The sequence below is a fragment of the Microbispora sp. NPDC049125 genome (genome assembly GCF_040802045.1).
Lineage (GTDB): Bacteria > Actinomycetota > Actinomycetes > Streptosporangiales > Streptosporangiaceae > Microbispora.
The window spans coordinates 171,179-193,371 of the sequence record NZ_JBEZDW010000006.1; the positions used below are offsets into that span (position 1 = coordinate 171,179).

The window sequence follows — 22,193 nt, forward strand, 5'->3', positions numbered from 1 at the left end:
GCGTCGGACGATCGCGTCATTCGACGGTGCTGAGGGCGCGAAGTGCTCCTTCGGCGAGGACATGGCCTGCTTTGACCGCGATGGTGACGCCGGCGGCGTCCAGCCAACCGGGGTCATGGTGGGTTTCCCAGGCGACGATGTCCGCCGCGGCAACACGCGCCCGGTCGTCGTCGGCGTGAACGAGCGCTTCGGCCAGCAGTAAGTACGCGCCTGGTTGAGTGCGGTGGAACTCCTGCGCCATGAGGGTGATCCGGTCGCTGAGCTGCCGTCCATGATGGGGATACAGCCCGGCCAGGCAGGCCAGCACGAATCTCACCGCGGAAGGCTCGGTTTCCCAACGAGACAGCAGGGCCGGCAGTTGCTCGCCGACGGCGAGGTTGACAAGCTCGGTCCATGCCGCGGGTTCAGGCCGGCGGTCCTGGGCCACGGCACGATCGGCGTCCTCGAGCAGGCTGTCGGCCCATCGGCCGGCCGCGATGAGCAGCCACACGTAGAGGTCGAGTCGCTGCTTGGCAGGCAGGGCCCCGGAGGTGATCATTCGGGAGAGGAACGGCAACGCGGGCGCGGTAGCCGAATAGCAGGATCCCTGGTGGAGCAGGTCGTCGCCGAACAGTTCGTCGAGGGTTTGGTCCCAGTCACCGAACGGGTCTGCCAGTGCACGCAGGAGTTCGGGGATGTCCTCGGCGGAACCGTGGGCGTGTTCCAGGTCGGCCCATGGGATGTCGTCCAGCCCGGACAGGTCGATGGGCACGTCCTGGGCGGTGTCAGGGGTCAACGCCAGGGGAGCTGGTGGTGGCGCGGTAACGACCGTGATGGCGGGGATCGGGGGGCGTGCGCCCGGGTTGGTGCAGACGATCGGAGCATCGGCGTCGCGGAGAAGGGGCAGCATGCTGACGTCGCAGCGGCTTCCGCCTTCGGGGTATCCACCGTGTTGCCGGGCAATGGCGGCAGCGGCACGGCCAACTGCTTCGATCATGCGGTGGCCCATGTGATCGACAGGATACGGTCCCTCGTCGAAGGCGGTTATCCTCCAGCCGCCTTGAGGCGACGGCCGTGCAGTGACTCGGGCGAACCCATGAGCTGCCAACGCTTGCCCCAGCGCCTTGGCCTGAGTGTCATCAGGCACGACGAACTGGTGCGTACCTGCCATTGCCGACCAACCGGCCACGTCGTCGTCTCCTTCGGGTGGAACGCTGCGGAGGGAAGGCGCACCGCCTTAAAGGATGACCCTCCACCGATCCGCAACCACCATCTGAGCGGGGGAGACGCCGCTGAGCCGTGGTCCTCAGGGACGGTGAGCATTCCAGAGCCCATGAGACCTCCAGGACCGATCAACGGCCGGTCACGCCGTCGATGAGTTCTCGCAGGATGTCGGCGTGACCGGCGTGCCGGACGGTTTCGCTGGTCATGTGGGCGAGCACCCAGCGAAGCGTAAGGGGCTCGTCGGTCACGGGGTGTGAGGTGCGGACGTCGAGGCCGTCGGCCGCACGGATGTGCGCGTCGCTCTCGGCGATGGCCGCCCGGTAGCCGGCGATGACCTGATCCGCGCCCCGGTCCGGTGCGACAAGCATGCCGAAGTCGACATCGGCGTACCGCGAATCGCCAGCCAGCGTGTACCCGAACCAGTAGCGCTCGGCGTCGGTCAGGTGCTGAACCAGCCCCAGCAGCGTCGTGTCCGACACGACCAGACGTCGCCGCAACTGCTCCTCGTCCAAGCCGTCGACCTTTTTCAGCACACAGGACCGGGCGAACGACAGAAAAGCCAATGCCGTGTCCAGCTCGCCGCCGTCGTTGAGCGGCACACGTTCGCGTTGCGATTCGAGCATGGTCGCAACCTTACGGCTCGGCCGTGCTATGACGGTGTCCGTCTTCCTCGCCCTGCAGAGCTTCCTCGCCCTGCAGAGCATCCGCGATAGGTGATCGTGCTGACGCGGTCGCTGACGACGGCCATGGAGAGGGTGGGATCGGCGGGGCGTGAGCCGGAGCGCTTCAACGTCCCAGCTCGGTCGGCGGCGCATTACGGTGCGGCATGAGGGCCTTCCGGGTCTTGGTGCAGATGTCGCCATCCACACCGAACCCGAAGGCCCTCACCCATTTACGAGAACATCCGGTACGCAACCTCTGTGGTCGGTACACCCAGGTCATGGGCCGCTCGATCGAGTTGGTGACCGCGGCTCAGCAGGCACAGACCGCGCGCCGCGATGACACCGCCGATCGGGTGACTTTCCTCCTTGCCGGACCGTGTCAGGCGCTGCGGTCCGGGGCGGGGGGCTCCGCGAGCGTGGGCACTCCTTCGGAGGCGCCCTCGACGCCCGGGGCTGAGGTGGCCTGCGCCGGTGCGGCGCTCTGCTGGGCCGCCTTGACGCGCTTGTTCACGAACGAGAAGCCGAAGGCCGCACCGACAACCCAGATGATCACGCTCTTGAAGTCGACGATCTCGCTGAAATGATTGCTGAGCAGCGTGAAGGCGTCCCCGTAGCTCAACGTGGCGCCCTGCTCTTCTGCGGTCTTGACGAGCAAAGCCACATCTCCCGCGATGGTGCCGAGAACGGCACCCGCGAACGAGTAAATGCCCGCGATCGCGGGAAGGACCGGGCTGGTCGGTTTGAAGGCCATGATGGCCAGGCCGACGAGGACGCCGATACCGATGGTGGCGATGCTGAGTTCGTATCCGGTGACGTCGATGAACGCCGCATAGAGGCCCGCTCCAAGGACGGCGACGACGAGGCCGACGATGATCCCGGGAACGAGACCGTCCTTAGGCGACGGTGAATTTTCATACATGTGAGGTTCCTGAGGGAGAGGTGTTTACTGTGACAAGACAGGCACATTACCCCAGAGGCTGACAGCTGGTGGGCCTGTTATCTGCCTGTGGCCTAATCCAGGCAGGACCTCTCGGCCTCGGTGTGTCGGGACGCGCGAAATGCGCAGCACTCTCCGAACAACACGCCGGTCCGCTGGCGGAATCGGCTTTTTACCGTCGATAGGGCTATCGGCCATGACCCCGTCAATACGCAGCCACTTCAGTGGTTCACATGATGGCCGACTGGCTGGGCGTCAAGCATGAGTTCACGTGGTCGTTCGCCGAAGTTCTCGGCCTGTGAAGTCCTTGGTCTCCGGGGAAGCGATATGGCCCCCAAACCGGCCGCGCCTCCCCACGCTCCAGCCCGCAGGACGTCAACCCGGGACGCCGAAGGTCTGGGGCACTCCGGCGGGCCATGGCCGGTGAGATCGGCGCACAAATCAGAGAGCACCGCTCTTGACTGTGAGTAGATCTCCGAGCATGCTTGTCGTCAAGCGAGAGCAGTGCTCTCGGAACCATCTGATGAGGAGCCTGCGATGACCCGCTACATCGAACCGACCAGCATGGATCACCTGTTCAACCGTACGGTTGCGGGGCTGACCCGGCTCGGGATCAGCTTCTGGGGCTCCCGCATCCTGTACGTCCGCGGCCGGTCCAGCGGCGAATGGCGCACCACGCCGGTGAACCTGCTGACCCTGAACGGCTCCCGCTACCTGGTCGCACCCCGAGGCATCACCCAGTGGGTCCGCAACCTGCGTGTCGCCGGAACCGGCGAACTGCACGTGGGCCGCCGCATCGAAACGTTCACCGCCACCGAACTGTCCGACGACGAGAAGCCGGCCATTCTCCGGGCGTACCTGAAGCGCTGGGGCTGGGAGGTCGGAAGGTTCTTCGAGGGAGTCGACGCGAGCGCGTCCGAGGAACAGGTGCAGGCGATCGCTCCGGGCTTTCCCGTCTTCCGGATCAACTAGAGAGGCTCGATCGCTGAAGACTGGGGTCTCAGCCCATGACGGTGGCGGCCCGCGCCCCAGGCGGGGCTCGCCACGGCGTCCACATCGGGTAAGGGTGACAGCGGTTACAGGGTCGCCTCGGCGGCGGCCTCGCCCGCCGTGCCCAGCGTGAAGGCCGCCGACCTCCCGGCCGCGGACACCTCGTAGTCGCCGAGGAACCCGCTGAACCGGACGCGGCCGTCGTCGTCGGTGACCAGCGTCGTGGGCGGGAGCCACCACTCGCCCTTGATCAGTGAGTGCAGCGCTTCGTACGCCGGTTTCGGCGTGCCGTCGGCACGGACGAAGCCGCCCGGGGCGCCGAGCCACCCTCCGTCCTGGAAGCCCCAGTAGGTGGACGCCTCCACGGCCGGGTGCGACAGCAGCGTCCGGTAGTGGCGGGAGATCTCGTCGGCCTGCCGGGCCTCGCCCTCCGTCGTCGACGGCCATTCGGGGATCTGGTAGTCGTTCAGGTCGACGATCTCCTCCGGCATGAGGTGCCCGGACACGATCGTCGTCTCGGTGAAGTGGATGGGCAGCCCGTACCGGGCGAAGCGGTCGATCACGGCGAGGGTCTTCTCCTCCCCCCAGTAGCCCTGGTGCATGTGGCTCTGCAGCCCGAGCGCGTCGATCCGGATGCCCGCCTCGAGGACGCCCTCGATCAGGCACTCGTACGCGGCCGACATGTCGAAGTCGTTCAGCAGCAGCGTCGCCGTCGGGTCGGCCTCCCGCGCCGCCTCGAAGACCATCCTGATCATCGGGATGCGGCCCATCTCCCGGCAGATCCGGGTGATGCCGTTGTCGTACTTGTCGAAGATCGGCATGATGACGACCTCGTTGATGACGTCCCACATGTCGATGACCCCGGCGAAGTCGGTCATCTCGCGCTTGATCCGGGCGACCTGCTCGCGGGCGATCTCGTCGTTCGGCAGGTCCATCAGCCAGTCGGCGCTCACGGTGTGCCAGGCCAGCGGGTGACCCTTCACCAGGAGCCCCCGGTCCCGGAACCAGTGCGCGAGCTTCAGCGTCCGCTCGGTCTCCGGCTTGCCACGCTCGGGCTCGAACCAGCCCCAGTAGAAGGGCAGCGTGGTGAAGTTGAACAGGTCGAGGAAGCGGCCGGCGAGCCGTTCGTCCTGGGGGACGGCGGGATCGTCGGGCGAGCCGCCTCCGTCCGCCCTCGGCGGGACGAGGTCGCCGCCGGTGCAGCCGAACAGGAAACGGTGGTCGCGCTGTGCGACGACCACCTCCCGTCCGGCGAGGGGCGCTCCGCCCGCCGTGATGGTGAGCGTGGCGTCGGCGATTCGGTGCTTGAGGGACGGATCGGGGGTGGAGGGGTGTGACGTCATGCCCGCCATTGTGACGGGACCTGTCCCGGCAGATGCCGGGAGACAGCCGCCGGGGACGCCGTCATTTCGTGACCGCACGGCGGTCCCGCGGCGGAACGCCTCTGGGGTTCGATTCCCCGAGGCGGCTCTCAGGAGGAGGCGCGCGCGAGCAGGCCGTCGACGAGGAGTTGCAGCATCCGGGTGGCCTGGTCGACGTCGGCTGCGGTCAGCATGATGCCGGCCATGCTGGCGGAGACGTCGGCCGGTGGGACGTCGGCACGCAGGCTGCCGTCCCTTCGGCCGGCGTCGAGGATGGTGGCGATTGCGCCGTCGATGTGCTCGCGGGTCTGGCCTGAGCTGATCGCACCGCTGGCGATCACCGCGCGCAGGGCCTCTGCCATGCCGTGTTTGGTGGCGACGAAGTCCTGGTAGCGGCGCATCCATTCGCGCATGGCGTCGGCCGGCGGATGGTCGGCCACCAGTTGCGCGGCCATGGCGCAGAGACGGGTGAGCTGGCTGCGGTAGACCTCCTCGACCAGGGCTTCGCGGGACGGGAAGTTGCGGTAGAGCGTGCCGACGCCGACTCCCGCCTCGTGGGCGATGGTCTCCATCTTGACCGGATCCGGGCCGGTGGTGAGGGCGCGGGTGGCGGCGTCGATGATGCGCTGCCGGTTGCGCTGCGCGTCCCTGCGCGCGCCGGGGCGTCGCTCGAACTCGGAAACAGGAATCACCTCACAAACGGAATCGGTTCCGCTTCTGCTATGGTCGAACCGGACCAAGCGGAATCGGTTCCGCTTATGGCCATCATATCCGGAGGGCCACGACCATGACCACGTCGCATGCGTACGCGTACGGAAAGCTCGGCGATCACGATGTCCTGCGCGCCGGCTTCGGCGCCATGCAGCTGAACCGCGGCGACGCCGCCGATGCCGTCAAGGTTCTGCGCCGCGCGGTCGAACTCGGCGTCGACCACATCGACACGGCCCAGTTCTACGGCCCGGTCAACGACCTGATCAGAACGGCTCTGCATCCGTACGCCGACCACCTGCGGATCGTCACCAAGGTCGGCGCCGTCACCCATCCGGCCGAGCGGCTGGTCGCCGCCCAGAAGCCGGAGGAACTGCGGGCGTCGGTCGAGGAGAACCTGCGCGCCCTCGGCACCGAACACCTCGCGGTGGTCAATCTTCGCCGGGCCGACATGCCGCCGGGTATCATCGCCGCCGGCGACCAGGTGGTCGACCTGGACAGCCAGCTGGGTGAGCTGATCGCGATGCGCGACGAAGGCAAGATCGGCGGCATCGGCCTGAGCCACGTCAGCCTCGCGCAGCTGCGGCAGGCGCTTCCGGCCGGCGTCGTCTGCGTGCAGAACCTCTACAACGTCATCACGCGTGGACAGGAGGACGTGCTGATCGAGTGCGCCGAGCAGGGCGTCGCCTGGGTGCCGTACTGCCCGCTCGGATCGGCTTTCGACCAGCTGCCCAATGTCACCGACAACTCGGTGGTCATCGCGCACGCCCAGCGCCTCGGCATCACCCCGGCTCAGGCGGGGCTGGCCTGGCTGCTCGGGCACAGCCCGGCCACGCTGCTGATCCCCGGCACCCGCGACCTCGCGCACCTGGCCGACAACGTCGCGGTCGCCCGGATCGAGCTGGACAGGGAAGCGATGACGGCCTTCGACGCGCTGGCCCAGGACGCGGCCGCCTGAGTCGAAAGGCGCCTGCGGCTCGTCGCCGTTCCCCCGTCAGTGGATGGACTGGGAGCCGTGATCACCTCGCGGCGCCCCCCGGCTCTGCCGGCGTGCCGACGGCCTGCTTATATTCTCGATTTCGCCTGTTCACGCGGAGGAGACGCGATGATCACCGTAGAACTGACCCGGTTCCATGTGGCACCCGAGCACGTGGAACGGCTGCTCGCCGCGCGACCGGCGATGCTCGCCGACTTCCGGGCCGACCGTTCCGGCTTCCTGGGCGCCCGCCTGGTCCGCCTGCCCGGCGACCAATGGCTGGACATCGTGCACTGGCAGACCGCTGAGGACTTCGCGAGCTCACGGGCCAAGGGCGCGAATCTTCCCGGGATCAAGGCCTTCTTCGAAGCCATCGACCACGTGGTGTCCGCCGAGGAAGGCACCACGATCGAGGGCGAGGACGGGCTGTGACCATTCCGCCCGGCTGAGCCGGGACGGGCGACGACCGCGGGATGCTAGCGTTTGGGCCGGGCGTCGATTCACCGCCCAACCTTCTTCGGCCCTCCCGGCAGGGCCGCTCGGTGGAGGCAAAGGGGACTGGTCTCCTCGGATCGCTGGTCATCCGCCCGCCACGGGCTCCTCGCCGGGGGTTGAGCTTCGTGGTTGTCGAGGGCCTGATGACAGCGAACAAGCACTTCAAGCGCCGTGTCCGTGAACGCGCCCGCCGTACCGGCGAGTCCTACGCCGCTGCTCTGAGGGTCCTGCGACGCATCGACGCACAGGAGCACCTGATGCAGTGGCAGCGCATCGAGAAGCCGGTGTTCGGCTACGCCGTCCACGTCCCGCAGGGCTGGGACGAGTCGCCGCCGAACATGAAGGTCAGCCCGTGGGAGACCGCTCGGTTCGGAGACCCCGCTGACCGGCGGCACAACTTCACCGTCTACCGCGCGCCGACCCCGCCGGAATGGACCCCGGCCGAGATGGCGGAAAGCGTCCAGGCGCGACTGGAGGGCCTGGGATTCGGCGACTTCCAGATCGCCGGCGCCGAGATCGCCGGCCGCGCAGGCGCCCGACTGGACTGCGCGAAGCACGACGCCGGCCGGGTCTGGTCCGTGCGTCACTACTACCTCGTCGCACGCGACAACGCGCGGTTCACCCTCGGCTTCGGCTCCTTCATGCTCGAAGAGGACGACCCGCTGTTCACCGCCATGGTCGAACGCTTCGAGATCCTGGATCCGGCATAAGCTGATCTTCAGACAAGGAAGGAGCGGGTGGAGCGTATGATCGCGCGGATATGGCGAGGATGGGCCTCGACGGCGACAGCCGACGTATACCAGCACCACTACGAATCCGAAGTGGCCGAGCACCTTCAGCACATCGCCGGCTTCCACGGCGCCCGCCTGCTCCGTCATGACGATGGCGACGAAGTGATGTTCACCTCGATCACCTTCTTCACGAGCATGGACGACGTACGCGTCTTCGCCGGACAGGACCCTGAGCAGGCCGTCGTCGAGGAGGCGGCCCGCCGCGCTCTGACCCGGTGGGACGAACGCGTCACTCACCACGAGGTCGCAGTGGATCTCCGGCCGTGACCGACGCGATCAGACCTGATCCACACGTCTGGACATTCGCTCGACCCCGTCGACGGCGATGACGACGGACGGAGGGTGTAACCGCTGTCGCGGGCGGCCGGGCCGATGGCCCGCGGCGTGGCGGCGGGTCCGTAGGTCGCGATGCCGGTGCTGATCCCAGCCCCCGGTCGCGGGCATCCGTGCGTTTACGTGAGACCGGGTGGGGCCGGCGGCCCCACCCGGTTGTGTCACTTGGTGATCGGCGTTACCGCGATCTTGTCCACGATCGGGGCGTACTTCGATCGGAGCAGGATGTCGGGGAAGGTGTCGGAGATGTAGGTGTCACCGTCGAAGCTCGGCAGTTCGTGGGAGGCGAAGGCGACGGTGTTGGCCCCCTTCGTGAGCTGGACCGGGATGGTCTGCTCCCAGAAGTTGTCGGCGTGGAAGGAGTGCGGGAACCACGCCCGCTGGGGTGGCGCGCCGTTTACGGAGATCTCGGCGTGGCGGGCCAGCGGGTCGGGGTTGTAGTGGGACGCGGGGGATTGTTCCGGGTTGGAATACCTGACGGTCAGGGCGTACGTGCCGTTCTTGGGAGCGGTGACATCGAAGGTGAGGGTGTTGGCATTGCCGGGGGCGCCGCCGATGTCGGTGACGGCCTTGCCGCCGCCGGCCAGGGGATAGTCGGCGATTTTCGCGGTGCCGGCGATGCGGGCGGCCTCGGCCTCGTACCAGGTGGACTTGAGGGTGCCGTCGGTGTTCTGAACGCGGAGGCGGTCCACCAGGAGTTTGCCGGACTGACCAGTGAGGGTGATCTTGTTAATGCCGCCGGAGAGGAACACCTTGAGCTTGGCGGAGGCGTTGACGCCGGTGATCCGCCGGCCATTGACATCCAGCCAGGCCCTGCCTCCGCCGAAGGTGTCCACGTTGAGGGCGGATTCGCCGTCGTCGGCGGAGTAGACCCAGAAGGTGGCGGTCTGGTCCTTGGCGATCGCGGCCAGGCCGGAGCCGGAGACCTTCTTGCGGGTGTAGTCGGGGCGGCCGCCGTCGAGGGTGGCGTACTCGCCCTCGTAGATCGTCTCGCCGGCCGCCGGGTTGGCGAGGGAGAGGTCGATCTTGTCGACGATCGCGTCCCCCTTGGTCGTGCGCGTGCCGTCAAGGCTCTTGGCGGCCAGGGTGATCGTGTGATCGCCCTTGGACAACGTGACCTTCGTGTCGGTGTGGTCCCAGACCACCCACTTGTAACCCAGCGGAAGCTGTAGCTCCTGCTCGGCGCCGCCGTCGACCCGCAGGAAGACGTTGGTCGGGCCGTGTTCCTGAACCGCGGCGTAGGTGTTCAGGGAGTTCGCGAAGACCGACAGATCGTACGAGCCGTCCTGCGGGACCGACACCTTGAAGTTCAGCGTCACATCGGAGCCGGTACGCAGCCCGCTGACGTCGTAGGTGCCGGAGGTGTAGAACTTGCTGACGTCGGCCGGAGTCCCTTCGGGGCCGTTCCGGCTGTAGCCGGCGCCGGTGTGATCGGCGTTTTCGGCCTCGTACGTGACCTGCCAGAGCTTGGTCGCCTTGGCGGTGGAGGTGGCGTTGCGTCCCGGGGTGAGGATGATCTCGTACGCCGAGGACTCCTTGAGCTTGGGCAGGGCGTCACCGAAGTCGAAGGCCACCGAGCCGTTCTTCACCTGCTGGTCGAGCTCGGCGACGACCTGGGGCTGCGCGGAGTCGCCGATCTGGCCGGTCCACGGGATCTCCCGGATGAGGGCGTGCACAGTGTCGCCGAACAGGCCGGCCTCGACGTGGTCGAACTGGATTCCGGCCGTCCCGGACGTGCCGCCGAACAGGGCACGGGCCTGCGCCTTCGCCTTGTCGAGTGTGGCGACGCCCTGGAGGGTGTAGCTGACGTTCACTCGCGGCGGGGTCACCTTGACCGTGTTGCCGCTCATCTGGCCGTAGGCGTGGAGCAGCCACCACTGACCATTGGCGCGGTTGGCCTGCACGGCCGAGTCGGACAGGTTGCCGTCGATGTTCCAGTACGCGATGTCGGCGTCGACCTTCGACTCCTCGATGGCCGAGGCCCACTGGATCATCTGACCCGGTACCGAGGTGTGGTAGTTGAAGGCGTACTCGTCGAGGTTGATCGGCAGCTGCTTGCCCTCGTACGCGGTGCCCTTGAACGCGGCCTGTTCCCACTGGCGGTATTTGGCGACGTTGGTGCGGATACGGGCGGGTTCACTCAGCTCGTGCCAGGTCATCACGTCCGGAACGGTGCCCGCTGTCAGCGTGTGCTGGAGGTAGCCCTTCAGCTGGTCGTAGAGCGCGCTGGTGTTGGGTCCCGCGATTCTGGCGTGCGGCATCTTGCCCTTGATCAGGGCGTATACGTCGTCCCAGGCCTTGAAGTAGTACTGCGGGTCGCTGAGCCAGCTGATCTTGTTGTAGCTCCATGTGCCGGTGCCGAACATGTTGCCCTCGGGCTCGTTGAACGGCACGAAGACGATGTTGTCTTGATATTTCGGGTCGAGCTTGAGGACCTGGTCGACCTGCTTGCCGATTTTGACCTTGAAGTCGTTGAGCCTCGCCTCGGGGGTGCTGCCAGGCCACTCGTAGGGGAAGCCGCGGTAGATGTCGGTCATGTAGATGTACACGTCGCCGTCGGTGCTGTCCGCCAGCGGCTTGACCACCTCCAGGGCGTCCGCACCTGGGTGTTGCGGACCGTCCTGGGCCTTGGTGGCGACCGTGCGCAGCTTCATGCCCTCGATGAGGTTGTGGGTCGGCACACCCTCGCCGTACACCCCGTACAGGGTGCCGGACGCGCCGCCGTGGAAGGCGCCCGTCTCGGCGCCGAGGTCGATGGTCAGGTTGTTGGCCACCACGTGCACCGTCGCCTCGACCGTGGCGCCGTGCGCGGTGCCCTTGACGGTGAACTGGCCGGCCTTGGCGTACTGCGCCGGGTCGATGGGCTCCCAGGTGACCGGAACGCCGCGGCGGATGCCGTCGGAGAACTGGGCGCCGACCGTCGCCGGCAAGGTCGGAGCGATGTCCGTATAGGTGGTGACCTCGAAGGAGGTCTGGTCGACCTTGGTGAGGGTGGCCAGGTGGTCGCCGGCCAGCTCGGCGACCTGCTCGGCGTTCATCGCGGAGTCGTAGACGCGGAAGTCGTCCAGCGCACCGGCCAGGAACGGGTGCCCGCTCCAGAACGGCTTGCCGAGGAAGCCGGAGGTCGTGTTGCCGTCGGCGTGCATCACCGCGGCAAGATCGATCTGGGCTGCGGCGTGGCCGATTTCGGCGCCGTTGACGTAGTAGGTGATCGTCTTGCCGTCGATGGTGGTGGCGAGGTTGACCCATTGGCCGGCGGGCAGCTTCTGCGTTCCCGGCACGCCGACTTCGGTGTTGCCGTTGACCGGTTTGATCGACGATCTCGTGGTGGCGTCGCCGGCGAAGGACGGGGTGACGAACGTGGCGGTCCCGGCGTCCTTGCCGAGGTTGTAGACCCACTGGAAGTCGGCGCCGCCCGCCCACTTCAGCCAGGTGGAGATCGTCATGGCGTGACGGTCCCGGAACAGGCCGTTCGGGATCCTCACGTACGGCGCGGTGGCCGAGCCGTTCGCGCCGCCGGGCAGTGACAGCGCCTGCGAGCCGTCGGCGCCGGTGGCGGTGGTGGCCGAGGCGGGGTTGATCAGGGTTCCGTCGAGGCCGGAAGGGGAGCGGTCGGCGACGACGCCGCTCGCCAGGTCGCCCTCGAAGTCGTAGTGCAGAACGAGGCCGGGAGCGTCTTGGGTCGCGCTGAGCGCCGGTAAGGCGGCCAGCGGGATCGCTGTCAGCGTGAGTGCGGAGGCGAGGACGGCGTGCGGCACGAGTCTGCGTGTCCGCCGAGACAAGGGTGTGACCATGCGCCTTTCCCGTTCGGGGGGTGCGGGACTAACGTCGAATCGATTCGGCGAATCGGTTCGACTGGACGATAGGCGTGCCGTGGCGGATGGTCAAGAGCCGAAACGTCGGTAAAACGTCCTCGCCATAAATGTGATACATCTTCGCCGTAAAGCGGTCATACGGCCCCGGGCCCTGAGCGGGTCGCCGGAGCGCGGAGGGCTCTTGGGTCCGGAGCCGTTTTCGGCAGTGTGACGCGCCTTCTCGTTGACCCGTCCGTCGAACCAGGCCGATGTTCGCCTGATCGATGTGCACGAATCGATTCGATCAAGATCGCGATGTCTGTCGGCGCAGGTCAGATCAGGGTAAGAGGCTCCGGCCCATGGCCGGTGTGAGTCTGGCGGTGCCGGCGGCCGCAGCCACGCCGGCGGTGTCTTACTCGTGCCGCCGAAGCGCCTCACTCGTCACGCCGGTGGTGCCTGATTCATGCCGCCGAAGCGCGGGACGCTCGCTGTGCCTGCGCCAGGCGACTGCCGGCGCAGGCGAGCATGGTGATGATCGCGTCCGATCCCGATCAGGATGCGGGCGTCAGCGACGCGGCCTCCCAGGTGAACCCGTCCGGGTCGGTGAAAGGCCCGGTGTCGCCGCCGAGCACGAGCCGGTGCGATCCGGTGCCGTCGACAGGCACGCCCGCATCCTTGGCAAGGGCACGGCGCCCGTATAGCGCCAGCTTGACGGGACTCGACGGCGTGGCGAACTCGACGTACTTGCGGCCGAAGCTCTTCGCCACGGCGAGACCGCGGTCGACGTAGAACCGCTTGCTCGCGGCCACGTCCGCGGCCCCCAGCAGGAGCACCATCTCGTCGATTCGCCGGGTGTCCGGGCCGGTGTCCTTCTTCGCGGACGTCGCGACCTTCCAGATCGTCCCGTCCGGCGCCTGTACGACGCCGCCGTAGCCCCAGAACGACTTCGCGGCGGGCTTCAGCGGTGTGGCACCGGCGTCGAGGGCGGCGCCGACGAAGCCGTCGACGGTGGCCGGCTGCGACACCGTGAGCGACAGCGTGAACCCGCGGAAGCCTGCCGTCGGCGCCTCCGAGGCCCGCAGGCGCACGTGATCGCTCAAACCGAAGGCGGTGTAGAAGCGGTCGGCGGCCGTGAGGTCGGCCACCTCAAGGGTGACGGATTCGATGGAAGTCATAGCGTTCACGCCAGGTACGGCTGGAGCGCCGGCGCTTCTCGGTTCCTGACCGGTCTGGTGGCCTGTTTCGTCACGCACGACGGCATCCCCGCCGCGGCGCCCGCCGTCCGGCGCTGGTAGGCGCTGGGCGACATGCCGACCAGCTCGGTGAAGCGGGTGCTGAACGTGCCCGGCGACGAGCAGCCGACCGCGAAGCACACCTCGGTGACACTGAGGTCGCCACGACGCAGCAGCGCCATCGCGCGCTCGATTCGCCGCGTCATCAGATAGGCGTACGGCGACTCGCCGTACGCGAGCCGGAACTGGCGGCTGAGGTGCCCGGCTGACATGTTCGCGCCGCGGGCGAGCGCCTCGACGTTCAGTGGCTGCGCGTACTCCCGGTCGATCCGGTCGCGGACGCGGCGCAGTCGGGCGAGGTCGTTCAGGCGGTGCGCCGCGGTGAGTGCGCGCTTCCACGCGGGATGACACATGAGAGGCCCTTTCGTCGATGTTCGCGAGCACCTCGACGCCGGCCGTCCGGGCCGAGTCGATCGGCGAACGGCTCAGCGAAGCTGCTGGATGCGGATCAGGTTGCCCGCGGGGTCGCGGAAGGCGCAGTCGCGGACGCCGTACGGCTGCTCGGTCGGCTCCTGGACGACCTCGGCGTCGCCGGCCAGCAGCTTCTCGAAGGTGGCGTCGAGGTCCGGAGTGGCCAGCAGGATCCAGCCGTAGGTGCCCTTGGCCATCATCTCGACGATGGTGCGGCGCTCGTCCTCGGTGACCCCCGGGTCGGCGGCCGGCGGCGCCAGGAGGATGGACGTGCCGGGCTGCTCAGGGGGGCCGACGGCGATCCAGCGCATCTTGCCGTGTCCGACGTCGCTGCGGACCTCGAAGCCGAGGACGTCGCGGTAGAAGGCCACGGAGGCGTCCGGGTCGTCATGGGGGAGGACGGTCGTGTGAATGGTGATGCCCATGGCTGTCACGTTAGCCGCGGCCCGGTAACCGGGGCTTCTCGATTCCTGATCGCTGCGGCCGCCTGTTTCGCCTCGGACGATCGCGTCCGGCGTCGAGCGGAATGATCTTGCCCGGCCGCCCTTCGGCGCCAGAGCGTACACTTTAGGGACATATGTCCGTTATCGCAGACGTATCAGGGGTGGTTCCATGGACGGGATCGCCGATATGGGGGGCACCGAGGGGTGGGGCCCCGCTCATCCGCCGAGAGCCGACGAACCGGTTTTCGGGGAGCCCTGGCAGGGCCGGGCCTTCGCGCTGACGCTGCTGTCGATCCCGGTGTCCGGGCGCAACGTGGACGCGTTCCGGCATGCGCAGGAGCGCCTGGACCGGGCCGCCTACCTCGACGACGGCTACTTCGGCCGCTGGCTCAACGCCGCGGAGCTGATGCTCACCGACAGCGCCATCATCGCGCCGTCCGCGATCGACGCCCGCGCCCGCAATCTGAGCGGCGGACACGTCGAGGAGCCGCCGACCCCCGAACCCGCGAAGCCCGAATACACGCCGACCGCCGCGGGTTCGCTACGCACTGTGGACGTCCCGCCGGCCTTCGCCGTCGGCGAGCGCGTACGTGCCAAGGACATGTCGCCGCCCGGGCACACCCGGTTGCCGCGTTACGTGCGGGGGCATGCCGGAGTCGTCGAGTGCGTCCAGCCCGCCGCGGTGCTGCCGGACACCCACGCGCACTTCCGGGGCGAGAACCCGCAGTACGTCTACTCGGTGCGGTTCGACTCGCGAGAGTTGTGGGGCGCCGGCGCCGAGCCCTTCGCGGTCACCGCGGAGCTGTACGAAAGCTATCTGGAGACGGCCTCATGACCGAATCGGAGGAACGCCTTCCACCGGCGGTGCGCACCGAGGCGCTCGAGCAACTGCTCACCGAACGGGGCCTGATCGACCCGGACGTGATGGACGGGATCATCGCGGAATACGAGACCAACGTGGGCCCGCTCAACGGCGCCAAGGTCGTCGCCAAGGCCTGGACCGACCCGCGGTACCGGCGGCGGCTCCTCGACGACGGCACCGCCGCCATCAAGGAGCTGGGCTTCTCGGGGCGGCAGGGCGAGCACATCGTCGTCGTGGAGAACACTCCGGCCGTCCACAACGTGGTGGTCTGCACCCTGTGCTCGTGTTACCCGTGGCCGGTGCTCGGCCTGCCGCCGAGCTGGTACAAGGACCCGGCCTACCGGTCGCGCATGGTCAAGGAGCCGCGCGCGGTCCTGTCCGAGATGGGGCTCGACCTCGCCGGCGACGTGCGGATCGTCGTCCACGACTCCACCAGCGAAGTGCGCTGGCTGGTTCTGCCCGAACGCCCGGCGGGCACCGGGCACCTGTCCGAGGAGGAGCTGGCGCCGCTGGTGACCCGGGACGCGATGGTCGGCGTGGCCAAGGTCAAGGCGCCATGACCGCCCCGCTGGACGCCGAGGGCCCGGCCGCGCCGCCCCGCTCCAACGGTGAGCTGGTCTTCGCCGAGCCGTGGGAGAGCCGCGCCTTCGGCATGGCCGTCGCCCTGTACGAAGGGGGCGTGTTCACCTGGCCGCGGTTCCAGGCCGCACTGATCGCCCGGATCGCGGCCTGGGAGAACGCACAGGCCGGGGGTGAGCGCTGGAGCTACTACCGGCACTGGCTCGGCGCCCTGGAGGATGTGCTCGCGGGGGAGGGAGCCGTGTCCGCCGCCGACGTCACCGTACGCGCGCGGACCCTGGCCGGGCGCGCCCCGGGCGACGACCACCGCGACGACCACCTCGACGACCACGGCCATCCCCACTGACGGCACCCCGCTGACACTCCGGTGACCGGGATCGGCGAGGTGGGGGACGATATACCGGTGTACAACACGTCAGAGGAGCCGGTCCTGCGGCCGGTCGCGCGATCGACCACGCGCACCGACCTGGTCTCCGACGCGATTCGCGCAGCCATCCTGTCCGGCCGTATCAAGCCCGGCGAGACGCTTGTGGAGCGCCGGCTCGCCGAGCAGCTCGGGGTGTCCAAGACGCCGGTACGGGAGGCCCTGATCGGGCTGGCCTCGACAGGGCTCGTCGTGATCAGCCCCAACCGCGGGGTCAGCGTGCGCGTCCTGGACGCGGCCGACCTGCGCAAGGCGCAGGAGGTGCGGCTGCTCCTGGAGCCGTGGGCCGTGGCGGGATCCACCCGGCTGCGCCGCCCGGCGACCGCGGCGACCGCCCGGCTGGCTCTCGATGAGGCCCGCGAGCTGCTGCCGGGAGACGACCCGACGGCGCTGAGCCTGGCCAACCGCCGCTTTCACCGTGCGCTCTACTCGGACTGCGACAACGAGCTGGTCACCACGCAGCTGGACAACCTGCAGGATCTCACCGCCCTCGGGACGGTGGCCGTACTGTGGCGGCACTGGCCGACGTGGCGGGAGGAGTTCGGCGAGCACGAGGAGATCCTCGCCGCCGTCGAGTCGGGCGACGCCGTCCTGGCCGAGCGGCTGACCAGGGCACATGTCAAGCGCTCTGTCACGAAGCTGGCGCGCACGAAGGAAGTGGCTCCACAGCACGCCACCTGAGGGATCAGGCGGCCCGGGTGAACTCCATGATCCAGTTGGTCTCCCAGGACTGCTCGCCGTCGTAGGAGAATGCCTGCGCCCAGCGGCAGGAGCCGGGGGCGTGGGTCCAGGTGAACCGGACGCGGATCGGGCGGCCGTCGTCGGTGTCGTCGGAGAAGAACGTGCCGACCCCGTCGACGAACCGGCCGACGACCGGGACCGGGTCGAGGCCCAGCTTGCTGTTGATCCAGTGGATGGACCACTCGTCCCGCTCGCGGTTGTAGACGCGCACCGTCGCGCCGTCGAAGTCCTTGGTCGGGAAGGTGATCTCGTCGAAGTGCCCGGCGCCGCCGAACATGCCGTGCGCGACGGACCTCCCGGGGAACTCGTCCCACTCGGTGGAGCCGACGCCCCGCTTCACGAGCCTTCGATTGACGACGTTCCATTCACCGATGAAGAAGTCGAAGTCGTTCACAGACCTACCATGCCTTCCGGGCGGGTGTCGGCGAGATAGCCGTCGAGATCGGGGACGTCGGGGACGAACATGTGGCGGACCCAGGCGGCCCGCTCGTACTCCAGGGAGGGCAGCTCCCACACGCACCCGGCCCACGGCCGTGTCTCGGGGACGAAGTGCGTGGGGTCCTCGTCGGAGCAGCCGATGGCGGGCTGGCCCGCGGCGGCCGTGTGCACCTCGACGACGTTGTCCCAGACCCAGGTGTAGACGAGCAGGTAGGCGCCGGTGTCCCCGCCCCGGTGGAGGACGATCCAGCCCGCTGGGGCGTCGCCGGCGGGCGCCGGGACGATCTTCGGCAGGAACTCGTAGGCCGCCTTCTCGACCTCGGGCTCGATCTGATGGCCGGGCCGGTCGACGTGGTAGCGCTTATAGGGACGGCCGCCGACGGCTATGGGGTCGAGCGGCCTCATGTTCTTCTCGATGAACGCCATGATCGGACCTTAGGGGCGGTCCGCTGACACGTAGTGTCAGTGGTGTGCGAGCATCCCGGCTGTTGTCCATCCTTCTGCTGCTCCAGTCCCGCGGGCGGCTGACGGCCCGGCAACTCGCGGACGAGCTGGAGGTCAGCGTCCGCACCATCTACCGCGACGTCGAGTCCCTGCACACCGCGGGCATCCCCCTGTACGGCGAAGCCGGGCACGAGGGGGGCTACCGGCTCCTCGACGGGTTCAGGACCCGGCTCACCGGGCTGACCGCCCAGGAGGCTCAGGCGCTCTTCCTGGCGGGAATGCCGGGGCCGGCCGCCGAGCTCGGTCTCGGCGCGCTGGCGGCCACGGCCGAGCTCAAGATCGAGGCCGCTCTCCCGCCCGCCCTGAGAGAGGGATCGAGGTCCATCCGGGAGCACTTCCACCTCGACGCACCCGGCTGGTACCACGACGGGGACCAGGTGCCCAACCTCCCCGCCGTGGCGGGAGCGGCCTGGAACAAGCGTGTCATCCACGTGCTCTACCGGCGGTGGGCCGCGCCGTGCGAGGTCAAGCGCACACTGGAGCCGTACGGGCTGGTTCTCAAGGCCGGGAAGTGGTATCTCGTGGCCAGGTGCGACGGCGCGATGCGGACCTACCGGGTCAACCAGATCCTCGACCTGCGGGTGAGCGAGGAGACCTTCGAGCGCCCGGACGGCTTCGATCTGGCCGGATTCTGGCGCGAGCACCTGGCGGACTTCCGCCTCCGGCTGTTCCAGGGCCACGCGGTGATCCGGCTGTCGCCTGAAGGACGCGAACGGCTGTCCGACCTGGGCAGCTCGGCCGTGGTCAGTGCCGTGGCCGAGACCGCCGGAGTTCCGGACGACCTGGGGTGGATCACCGCCACCGTGCCGATCGAATCGCTGACGCACGCGCAGACGGAGTTCCTCAAGCTCGGGGCGGAGGTCGAGGTCGTCGAGCCCGCCGAGCTGCGGCTGAAGCTGGCGACGACCGCTCACGCCCTGGCCGCTCTCTACCCTCCACCGGTGCGCCTTCCCGGGAAGGGGGATATCCGGCGGGACGCCGGCGATTGACATGATGGGTCGTCACAGCCGGGCGGGACCGGCACGCTGATCAGCGCATTGAGAGGGCTTTCCAGATGGCTAACGAAAACGACGATTTCGACGAGGTCGAGCTTGAAGACGACGGGGTGTTGGAGCCCTCGGACTCGCTGCTGACCGACGATCTCGACGACGACCCGCTCGACACCGGGCTGACCGCGGCGGAGAACTGGTCGGCGGGGCAGAGGTTCGGCACGACCGCCGCCGAGGCCGCCGAGGGCGAGTCCCTCGACCAGCTCCTGAGCGAGGAGGAGCCGGAACCGGACCCGGCCCTGCTCGCCGGGCGGTGGGACGCCGAGGAGCCGCGCAGCGGCAGGCTGGTCGGCGAGGACGGCGACAGGTCGGGAGAGCTGTTCGGCCACGACGTGGGCATCGACGGCGGCGCCGCGAGCGCGGAGGAGGCCGCCGTCCACCTCACCGACGAGGACGCCGACCGGGCCGCCGAGCTCGACGACCCCCTGGACGAGGATCTGGCCGAGGCCATCGCCAACCTCTCCGCCGACCAGGCCCGCGACTCCGGCTCCGGCTCCCGCGACCGCTGAGCAGGCGCGGTCGGGCTCCTCCGGCCGCCCAGGCGGCCGGCGTGCCGAGCCTGGTTCCGCAGGGCCTGGAGCAGGGGGAGCGCCTGTGCCTGCGACGCGTGATCACGGCGTCGTTTTCGCCAGTTCCTCAAGCTGCCGGACGACCTCGTCGATCGGCGCGGAAGCGTCGATCTCGGCAGTGGAGGCAGCCCTGAGCAACGGCTCCACGTGGGCCAGGTCGCGCAGGATGGCCTCACGTTCCTCTGGGCGCTTGCCGAAGGGGTTGCCGGTTCGCGCCGCGATGCGGGCAAGCATGATCTCGGCGGGAGCGCTGAGCAGTACGACGTGGTCGAATCGCGGGTGGAACCGACCCTGATTGGACTTGCAGCCGGCCACGAAGAGGGCGCCCTCACGGTGGTCGGCGAGCAGGTCGCTGACGGCCGACTCGCGCCACACCCAATCAGTGGATCCGTCCGGCAGGGTCACCCAGTGGCTCCACTGGTCGGTGTCGGTGTCGACGACGCGATGGCCCCGGGCTGCCAGCGCCTCCAACGCCGTGGACTTGCCGGTGCCCGACATCCCGGTGACCAAGATCTTCGCCATCGGCCCGAGACTACCGGCTCGCCCTGATCCCGGCCGGCTTCGTGTCACCCATGTCGGCGATCCGCCGGTGATGGGTTTCCGTACTCCCCGTGACTCGGGGAAGACGGAAACCCAGCCGGCTACGCCCGGGGGCCTTCGCGATCCCCGTCAGTCGCGGCCGGTCAGGCGGACGAACTCCTCGAAGGAGAACCGGCCGTCGGCGTCCACGTCGGCCACGCGGTCCAGCTCGCCGATCGCCTCGACGGGCAGGTCGGGGAAGTGCGCACGCAGCTCCGTCTCGGAGATGAAGCCGTCGCCGTCTCCGTCGATCGAGGCGAATTCGCGCCTCAGATCCGCCAGCCGCTCCTGGGTGAGTTCGTCCGCCACAGTGACCTGCCTTCCGAAGATTGCGTCAACAGCGACAATCTATGACCAATCCCCAGTTAGTTGGCCGTTCCGGGAGTCTCCTCACCACGGCCCGATGCCCGGGGTGAGTCCTTCTGCAGGTCCGACACCCTCTCCGCCAGCAGGGTGGTGTGCAGGATGAGGTTCTCCAGCGTCTTGAGCATGTTCTCGTTCATCAGCTCCTGGCGGGCCAGCAGCTCGTCGACCCTCGGCTGACCGGGCGCGACCACGGTGCCGGTCACCGGCGTCCCCTCCTTGGCCCGCCTGCCGGCTCGCCACGCCGCCACGGCGGAGATGAGAGCGGCGACCGACGACAGGACGGCGCTGAAGGCCATCGTGACGCTGGAGACGGTGTCCGCCGTCGAGGCGTACGACACCTGGTTGACGAGGATGAAGGTGAACGACAGGAGAGTGAGCCCCACGGCGACGATCACGAGGAGAACGTCGGTACGACCAGAGCGCCCCGGCATGTGTGTGTCCCTTCGGCCGAAGCTGCCCCCAATGTCTCGACCGTTCTAGCACCCGGGCCGGTTTCACGCGACCTCCGGCCCCTTTCGTAAGGGCCACAGGCCCCGCGCGCCGAGGCCGTCTCGGTCGTACGGGATCCGGGTTGAGTAGGGGTGTACTCATGCCCGCCGGGGCGAACCGGCCCAGGCTGGGGGAAACCGGGAAAGGGAGGGTGCCATGGTCGTCACAGACCCTCTTGAGACGGTGGGGCTGGGCGCCCTCATGGCCCGGACCGCCGGCGGCCCGGATGTGATGGTGGGGCTCCTCGACGGCCCCGTCGCGCTTGATCACCCCGATCTCGCCGCCACGAGAGTCGAGCTGATCCCGGAGGTCGCGGGGGCCTGCCGGAGCAGGGCGAGCGCGTCCTGCAGGCACGGCACCTTCGTCGCAGGCGTCCTGGCCGCCCGGCGCGGCGCCCCGGCGCCGGCCATCGCTCCCGGGTGCACCCTGCTCGTCCGCCCGGTCTTCACGGAGGGCGCGTCGGGAGATTTCGCGGAGGGGCCGACGGGAGAGCCGGGCGCCACTTCCGGGGCGCTTGCGACGGCGATCGTGGAGTGCGTCGACGCCGGGGCGCGGATCCTCAACGTGAGCGCCGCCTTCGAGCCGGGCCCCGCCGACGGCGTCCGCGAGCTTGAGGAGGCGCTGACGCATGCCGCGCGGCGAGGGGTGATCGTGGTCGCGGCCGCCGGCAACGACGGTGCTATGGCCGGGTCGGCCCTCACCCGCCATCCCTGGGTCGTCCCCGTCGTGGCGTACGGCCGGGACGGCGCGCCGCGGGCGCACTCGAACCTGGGACGCGCGACAGGCGCCCGCGGGCTCGCGGCGCCGGGCGAGGGCGTGCACAGCCTCGCGCCGGAGGGCGGGTCCGGCGCCGTCATGACGGGCAGCAGCGTCGCCGCGCCCTTCGTCACCGGCACGGCCGCCCTGCTGTGGTCGGAGTTTCCCGGTGCGACGGCGGCGGAGGTCAGGCATGCGCTGGTCTCGTCCACCACCGGCCGGCGCAGGCAGGTGGCGCCGCCGTCACTCAACGCCTCAGGGGCGTACGAAGCGCTGTCGGCACTGACAGGGAGGGATCACCATGAGCTCAGCCGAGCGAGAGCCTGAGCGGAAGCCTGAGCGAGAGCCTGAACGCGAACCCGAGCGTGATGAGCGGCCGGCTCCGCACCGGCTCCGGCTGCCTGGCTTCATATCCGACGCGGACGTCGGCCTTGGAGACGT

At 68.8% G+C, this 22,193-nt stretch carries 26 protein-coding genes; 12 read left to right on the plus strand and 14 right to left on the minus strand.

The genetic code is table 11. From position 1 onward, the window contains the following. Positions 1–16 precede the first annotated feature (16 nt). The 3 genes from AB0B72_RS09925 to AB0B72_RS09935 form a co-directional block, all read right to left on the minus strand. On the minus strand, positions 17–1,168 hold the full coding sequence (locus AB0B72_RS09925; protein ID WP_367738221.1) for a hypothetical protein: 1,152 nt from the start codon (positions 1,166–1,168) through the stop codon (positions 17–19). 163 nt (positions 1,169–1,331) lie between these two features. Then, complete coding sequence (locus AB0B72_RS09930; protein ID WP_367738222.1) at positions 1,332–1,802, minus strand: DinB family protein; 471 nt, start codon at positions 1,800–1,802, stop codon at positions 1,332–1,334. 442 nt (positions 1,803–2,244) lie between these two features. Next, on the minus strand, positions 2,245–2,784 hold the full coding sequence (locus AB0B72_RS09935; RefSeq protein ID WP_367738223.1) for a hypothetical protein: 540 nt from the start codon (positions 2,782–2,784) through the stop codon (positions 2,245–2,247). 555 nt (positions 2,785–3,339) lie between these two features. Here AB0B72_RS09935 and AB0B72_RS09940 point away from each other — a divergent pair. Then, a complete protein-coding gene (locus AB0B72_RS09940; protein ID WP_367738224.1) occupies positions 3,340–3,774 on the plus strand; it encodes a nitroreductase/quinone reductase family protein in 435 nt (144 codons plus the stop codon). 104 nt (positions 3,775–3,878) lie between these two features. Here the strand turns inward: AB0B72_RS09940 and AB0B72_RS09945 are convergent, their stop codons facing one another. Together AB0B72_RS09945 and AB0B72_RS09950 are read right to left on the minus strand one after the other, a co-directional pair. Then, entirely contained in the window at positions 3,879–5,135 is a 1,257-nt protein-coding gene (locus AB0B72_RS09945; RefSeq protein WP_367738225.1) for an endo-1,4-beta-xylanase, read from the minus strand. A gap of 128 nt (positions 5,136–5,263) precedes the next feature. After that, a complete protein-coding gene (locus AB0B72_RS09950) occupies positions 5,264–5,845 on the minus strand; it encodes a TetR/AcrR family transcriptional regulator (protein ID WP_367738226.1) in 582 nt (193 codons plus the stop codon). A gap of 95 nt (positions 5,846–5,940) precedes the next feature. On the opposite strand from AB0B72_RS09950, the gene AB0B72_RS09955 reads away from it, so the two are divergent. The 4 genes from AB0B72_RS09955 to AB0B72_RS09970 all read left to right on the plus strand — a co-directional run bounded on the left by AB0B72_RS09955 (position 5,941) and on the right by AB0B72_RS09970 (position 8,390). Then, on the plus strand, positions 5,941–6,819 hold the full coding sequence (locus AB0B72_RS09955) for an aldo/keto reductase (protein WP_367738227.1): 879 nt from the start codon (positions 5,941–5,943) through the stop codon (positions 6,817–6,819). A 147-nt stretch (positions 6,820–6,966) separates the two neighbouring features. Continuing rightward, positions 6,967–7,269, plus strand: a complete 303-nt coding sequence (locus AB0B72_RS09960; RefSeq protein ID WP_367738228.1) for an antibiotic biosynthesis monooxygenase — start codon at positions 6,967–6,969, stop codon at positions 7,267–7,269. Between the two features lie 206 nt (positions 7,270–7,475). Next, positions 7,476–8,042: a hypothetical protein gene (locus AB0B72_RS09965; RefSeq protein ID WP_367738229.1), complete on the plus strand. Its 567-nt coding sequence runs from the start codon at positions 7,476–7,478 to the stop codon at positions 8,040–8,042. A 111-nt stretch (positions 8,043–8,153) separates the two neighbouring features. Continuing rightward, positions 8,154–8,390, plus strand: coding sequence for an antibiotic biosynthesis monooxygenase (locus AB0B72_RS09970; protein WP_367738230.1), 237 nt, complete (start codon positions 8,154–8,156; stop codon positions 8,388–8,390). Positions 8,391–8,617: 227 nt separating this feature from the next. Here AB0B72_RS09970 and AB0B72_RS09975 read toward each other — a convergent pair whose 3' ends face one another. The 4 genes from AB0B72_RS09975 to AB0B72_RS09990 all read right to left on the minus strand — a co-directional run bounded on the left by AB0B72_RS09975 (position 8,618) and on the right by AB0B72_RS09990 (position 14,378). Beyond that, on the minus strand, positions 8,618–12,238 hold the full coding sequence (locus AB0B72_RS09975; protein WP_367738231.1) for a LamG-like jellyroll fold domain-containing protein: 3,621 nt from the start codon (positions 12,236–12,238) through the stop codon (positions 8,618–8,620). A 563-nt stretch (positions 12,239–12,801) separates the two neighbouring features. Then, positions 12,802–13,425, minus strand: a complete 624-nt coding sequence (locus tag AB0B72_RS09980; protein WP_367738232.1) for a glyoxalase — start codon at positions 13,423–13,425, stop codon at positions 12,802–12,804. A gap of 5 nt (positions 13,426–13,430) precedes the next feature. Continuing rightward, positions 13,431–13,895: a helix-turn-helix transcriptional regulator gene (locus tag AB0B72_RS09985; RefSeq protein WP_367738233.1), complete on the minus strand. Its 465-nt coding sequence runs from the start codon at positions 13,893–13,895 to the stop codon at positions 13,431–13,433. Positions 13,896–13,967: 72 nt separating this feature from the next. Continuing rightward, the gene (locus AB0B72_RS09990; protein ID WP_367738234.1) at positions 13,968–14,378 is read right to left on the minus strand and encodes a VOC family protein; all 411 of its coding nucleotides are present in this window, start codon (positions 14,376–14,378) and stop codon (positions 13,968–13,970) included. A 187-nt stretch (positions 14,379–14,565) separates the two neighbouring features. Here AB0B72_RS09990 and nthB point away from each other — a divergent pair, with 187 nt between their 5' ends. Genes nthB through AB0B72_RS10010 form a run of 4 tightly spaced genes read left to right on the plus strand, consistent with a single transcriptional unit; the run spans position 14,566 to position 16,942 of the window. After that, the gene (nthB, locus tag AB0B72_RS09995) at positions 14,566–15,231 is read left to right on the plus strand and encodes a nitrile hydratase subunit beta (RefSeq protein ID WP_367738235.1); all 666 of its coding nucleotides are present in this window, start codon (positions 14,566–14,568) and stop codon (positions 15,229–15,231) included. Beyond that, on the plus strand, positions 15,228–15,818 hold the full coding sequence (nthA, locus tag AB0B72_RS10000; protein ID WP_367738236.1) for a nitrile hydratase subunit alpha: 591 nt from the start codon (positions 15,228–15,230) through the stop codon (positions 15,816–15,818). Before nthB ends, nthA begins: the two co-directional genes overlap by 4 nt. Next, on the plus strand, positions 15,815–16,183 hold the full coding sequence (locus tag AB0B72_RS10005; protein ID WP_367738237.1) for a nitrile hydratase accessory protein: 369 nt from the start codon (positions 15,815–15,817) through the stop codon (positions 16,181–16,183). The genes nthA and AB0B72_RS10005 overlap by 4 nt, the downstream gene beginning before the upstream one ends. Before the next feature lie 57 nt (positions 16,184–16,240). Continuing rightward, positions 16,241–16,942 (plus strand): GntR family transcriptional regulator, encoded by a 702-nt coding sequence (locus AB0B72_RS10010; protein ID WP_367738238.1) that lies wholly within the window; start codon positions 16,241–16,243, stop codon positions 16,940–16,942. 4 nt (positions 16,943–16,946) lie between these two features. Here AB0B72_RS10010 and AB0B72_RS10015 read toward each other — a convergent pair whose 3' ends face one another. Beyond that, positions 16,947–17,396 (minus strand): hypothetical protein, encoded by a 450-nt coding sequence (locus tag AB0B72_RS10015; protein ID WP_367738239.1) that lies wholly within the window; start codon positions 17,394–17,396, stop codon positions 16,947–16,949. Beyond that, positions 17,393–17,866, minus strand: a complete 474-nt coding sequence (locus AB0B72_RS10020) for a hypothetical protein (RefSeq protein ID WP_367738240.1) — start codon at positions 17,864–17,866, stop codon at positions 17,393–17,395. Before AB0B72_RS10020 ends, AB0B72_RS10015 begins: the two co-directional genes overlap by 4 nt. Positions 17,867–17,910: 44 nt before the next feature. Here AB0B72_RS10020 and AB0B72_RS10025 point away from each other — a divergent pair, with 44 nt between their 5' ends. Then, entirely contained in the window at positions 17,911–18,933 is a 1,023-nt protein-coding gene (locus AB0B72_RS10025; RefSeq protein WP_367738241.1) for a helix-turn-helix transcriptional regulator, read from the plus strand. 65 nt (positions 18,934–18,998) lie between these two features. Further along, the gene (locus tag AB0B72_RS10030; protein WP_367738242.1) at positions 18,999–19,502 is read left to right on the plus strand and encodes a DUF5709 domain-containing protein; all 504 of its coding nucleotides are present in this window, start codon (positions 18,999–19,001) and stop codon (positions 19,500–19,502) included. Between the two features lie 102 nt (positions 19,503–19,604). Here the strand turns inward: AB0B72_RS10030 and AB0B72_RS10035 are convergent, their stop codons facing one another. The 3 genes from AB0B72_RS10035 to AB0B72_RS10045 all read right to left on the minus strand — a co-directional run bounded on the left by AB0B72_RS10035 (position 19,605) and on the right by AB0B72_RS10045 (position 20,938). Beyond that, complete coding sequence (locus AB0B72_RS10035; protein ID WP_367738243.1) at positions 19,605–20,084, minus strand: AAA family ATPase; 480 nt, start codon at positions 20,082–20,084, stop codon at positions 19,605–19,607. 147 nt (positions 20,085–20,231) lie between these two features. Next, on the minus strand, positions 20,232–20,450 hold the full coding sequence (locus AB0B72_RS10040; RefSeq protein ID WP_367738244.1) for an EF-hand domain-containing protein: 219 nt from the start codon (positions 20,448–20,450) through the stop codon (positions 20,232–20,234). Between the two features lie 56 nt (positions 20,451–20,506). Continuing rightward, positions 20,507–20,938 (minus strand): hypothetical protein, encoded by a 432-nt coding sequence (locus AB0B72_RS10045; RefSeq protein WP_367738245.1) that lies wholly within the window; start codon positions 20,936–20,938, stop codon positions 20,507–20,509. Between the two features lie 214 nt (positions 20,939–21,152). Here AB0B72_RS10045 and AB0B72_RS10050 point away from each other — a divergent pair, with 214 nt between their 5' ends. Next, a complete protein-coding gene (locus AB0B72_RS10050; protein WP_367738246.1) occupies positions 21,153–22,079 on the plus strand; it encodes a S8 family serine peptidase in 927 nt (308 codons plus the stop codon). Positions 22,080–22,193 lie beyond the last annotated feature (114 nt).

Excerpts from the sequence above, each read along its gene's own strand:
- AB0B72_RS09935 (WP_367738223.1), bottom strand. The coding sequence starts at position 2,784 with ATGTATGAAAATTCACCGTCGCCTAAGGACGGTCTCGTTCCCGGGATC.
- AB0B72_RS09940 (WP_367738224.1), top strand. The coding sequence starts at position 3,340 with ATGACCCGCTACATCGAACCGACCAGCATGGATCACCTGTTCAACCGT.
- AB0B72_RS09945 (WP_367738225.1), bottom strand. The coding sequence starts at position 5,135 with ATGACGTCACACCCCTCCACCCCCGATCCGTCCCTCAAGCACCGAATC.
- AB0B72_RS09955 (WP_367738227.1), top strand. The coding sequence starts at position 5,941 with ATGACCACGTCGCATGCGTACGCGTACGGAAAGCTCGGCGATCACGAT.
- AB0B72_RS09960 (WP_367738228.1), top strand. The coding sequence starts at position 6,967 with ATGATCACCGTAGAACTGACCCGGTTCCATGTGGCACCCGAGCACGTG.
- AB0B72_RS09965 (WP_367738229.1), top strand. The coding sequence starts at position 7,476 with ATGACAGCGAACAAGCACTTCAAGCGCCGTGTCCGTGAACGCGCCCGC.
- AB0B72_RS09980 (WP_367738232.1), bottom strand. The coding sequence starts at position 13,425 with ATGACTTCCATCGAATCCGTCACCCTTGAGGTGGCCGACCTCACGGCC.
- AB0B72_RS09985 (WP_367738233.1), bottom strand. The coding sequence starts at position 13,895 with ATGTGTCATCCCGCGTGGAAGCGCGCACTCACCGCGGCGCACCGCCTG.
- AB0B72_RS09990 (WP_367738234.1), bottom strand. The coding sequence starts at position 14,378 with ATGGGCATCACCATTCACACGACCGTCCTCCCCCATGACGACCCGGAC.
- nthB (WP_367738235.1), top strand. The coding sequence starts at position 14,566 with ATGGACGGGATCGCCGATATGGGGGGCACCGAGGGGTGGGGCCCCGCT.
- nthA (WP_367738236.1), top strand. The coding sequence starts at position 15,228 with ATGACCGAATCGGAGGAACGCCTTCCACCGGCGGTGCGCACCGAGGCG.
- AB0B72_RS10005 (WP_367738237.1), top strand. The coding sequence starts at position 15,815 with ATGACCGCCCCGCTGGACGCCGAGGGCCCGGCCGCGCCGCCCCGCTCC.
- AB0B72_RS10020 (WP_367738240.1), bottom strand. The coding sequence starts at position 17,866 with ATGGCGTTCATCGAGAAGAACATGAGGCCGCTCGACCCCATAGCCGTC.
- AB0B72_RS10030 (WP_367738242.1), top strand. The coding sequence starts at position 18,999 with ATGGCTAACGAAAACGACGATTTCGACGAGGTCGAGCTTGAAGACGAC.
- AB0B72_RS10035 (WP_367738243.1), bottom strand. The coding sequence starts at position 20,084 with ATGGCGAAGATCTTGGTCACCGGGATGTCGGGCACCGGCAAGTCCACG.
- AB0B72_RS10045 (WP_367738245.1), bottom strand. The coding sequence starts at position 20,938 with ATGCCGGGGCGCTCTGGTCGTACCGACGTTCTCCTCGTGATCGTCGCC.
- AB0B72_RS10050 (WP_367738246.1), top strand. The coding sequence starts at position 21,153 with ATGGTCGTCACAGACCCTCTTGAGACGGTGGGGCTGGGCGCCCTCATG.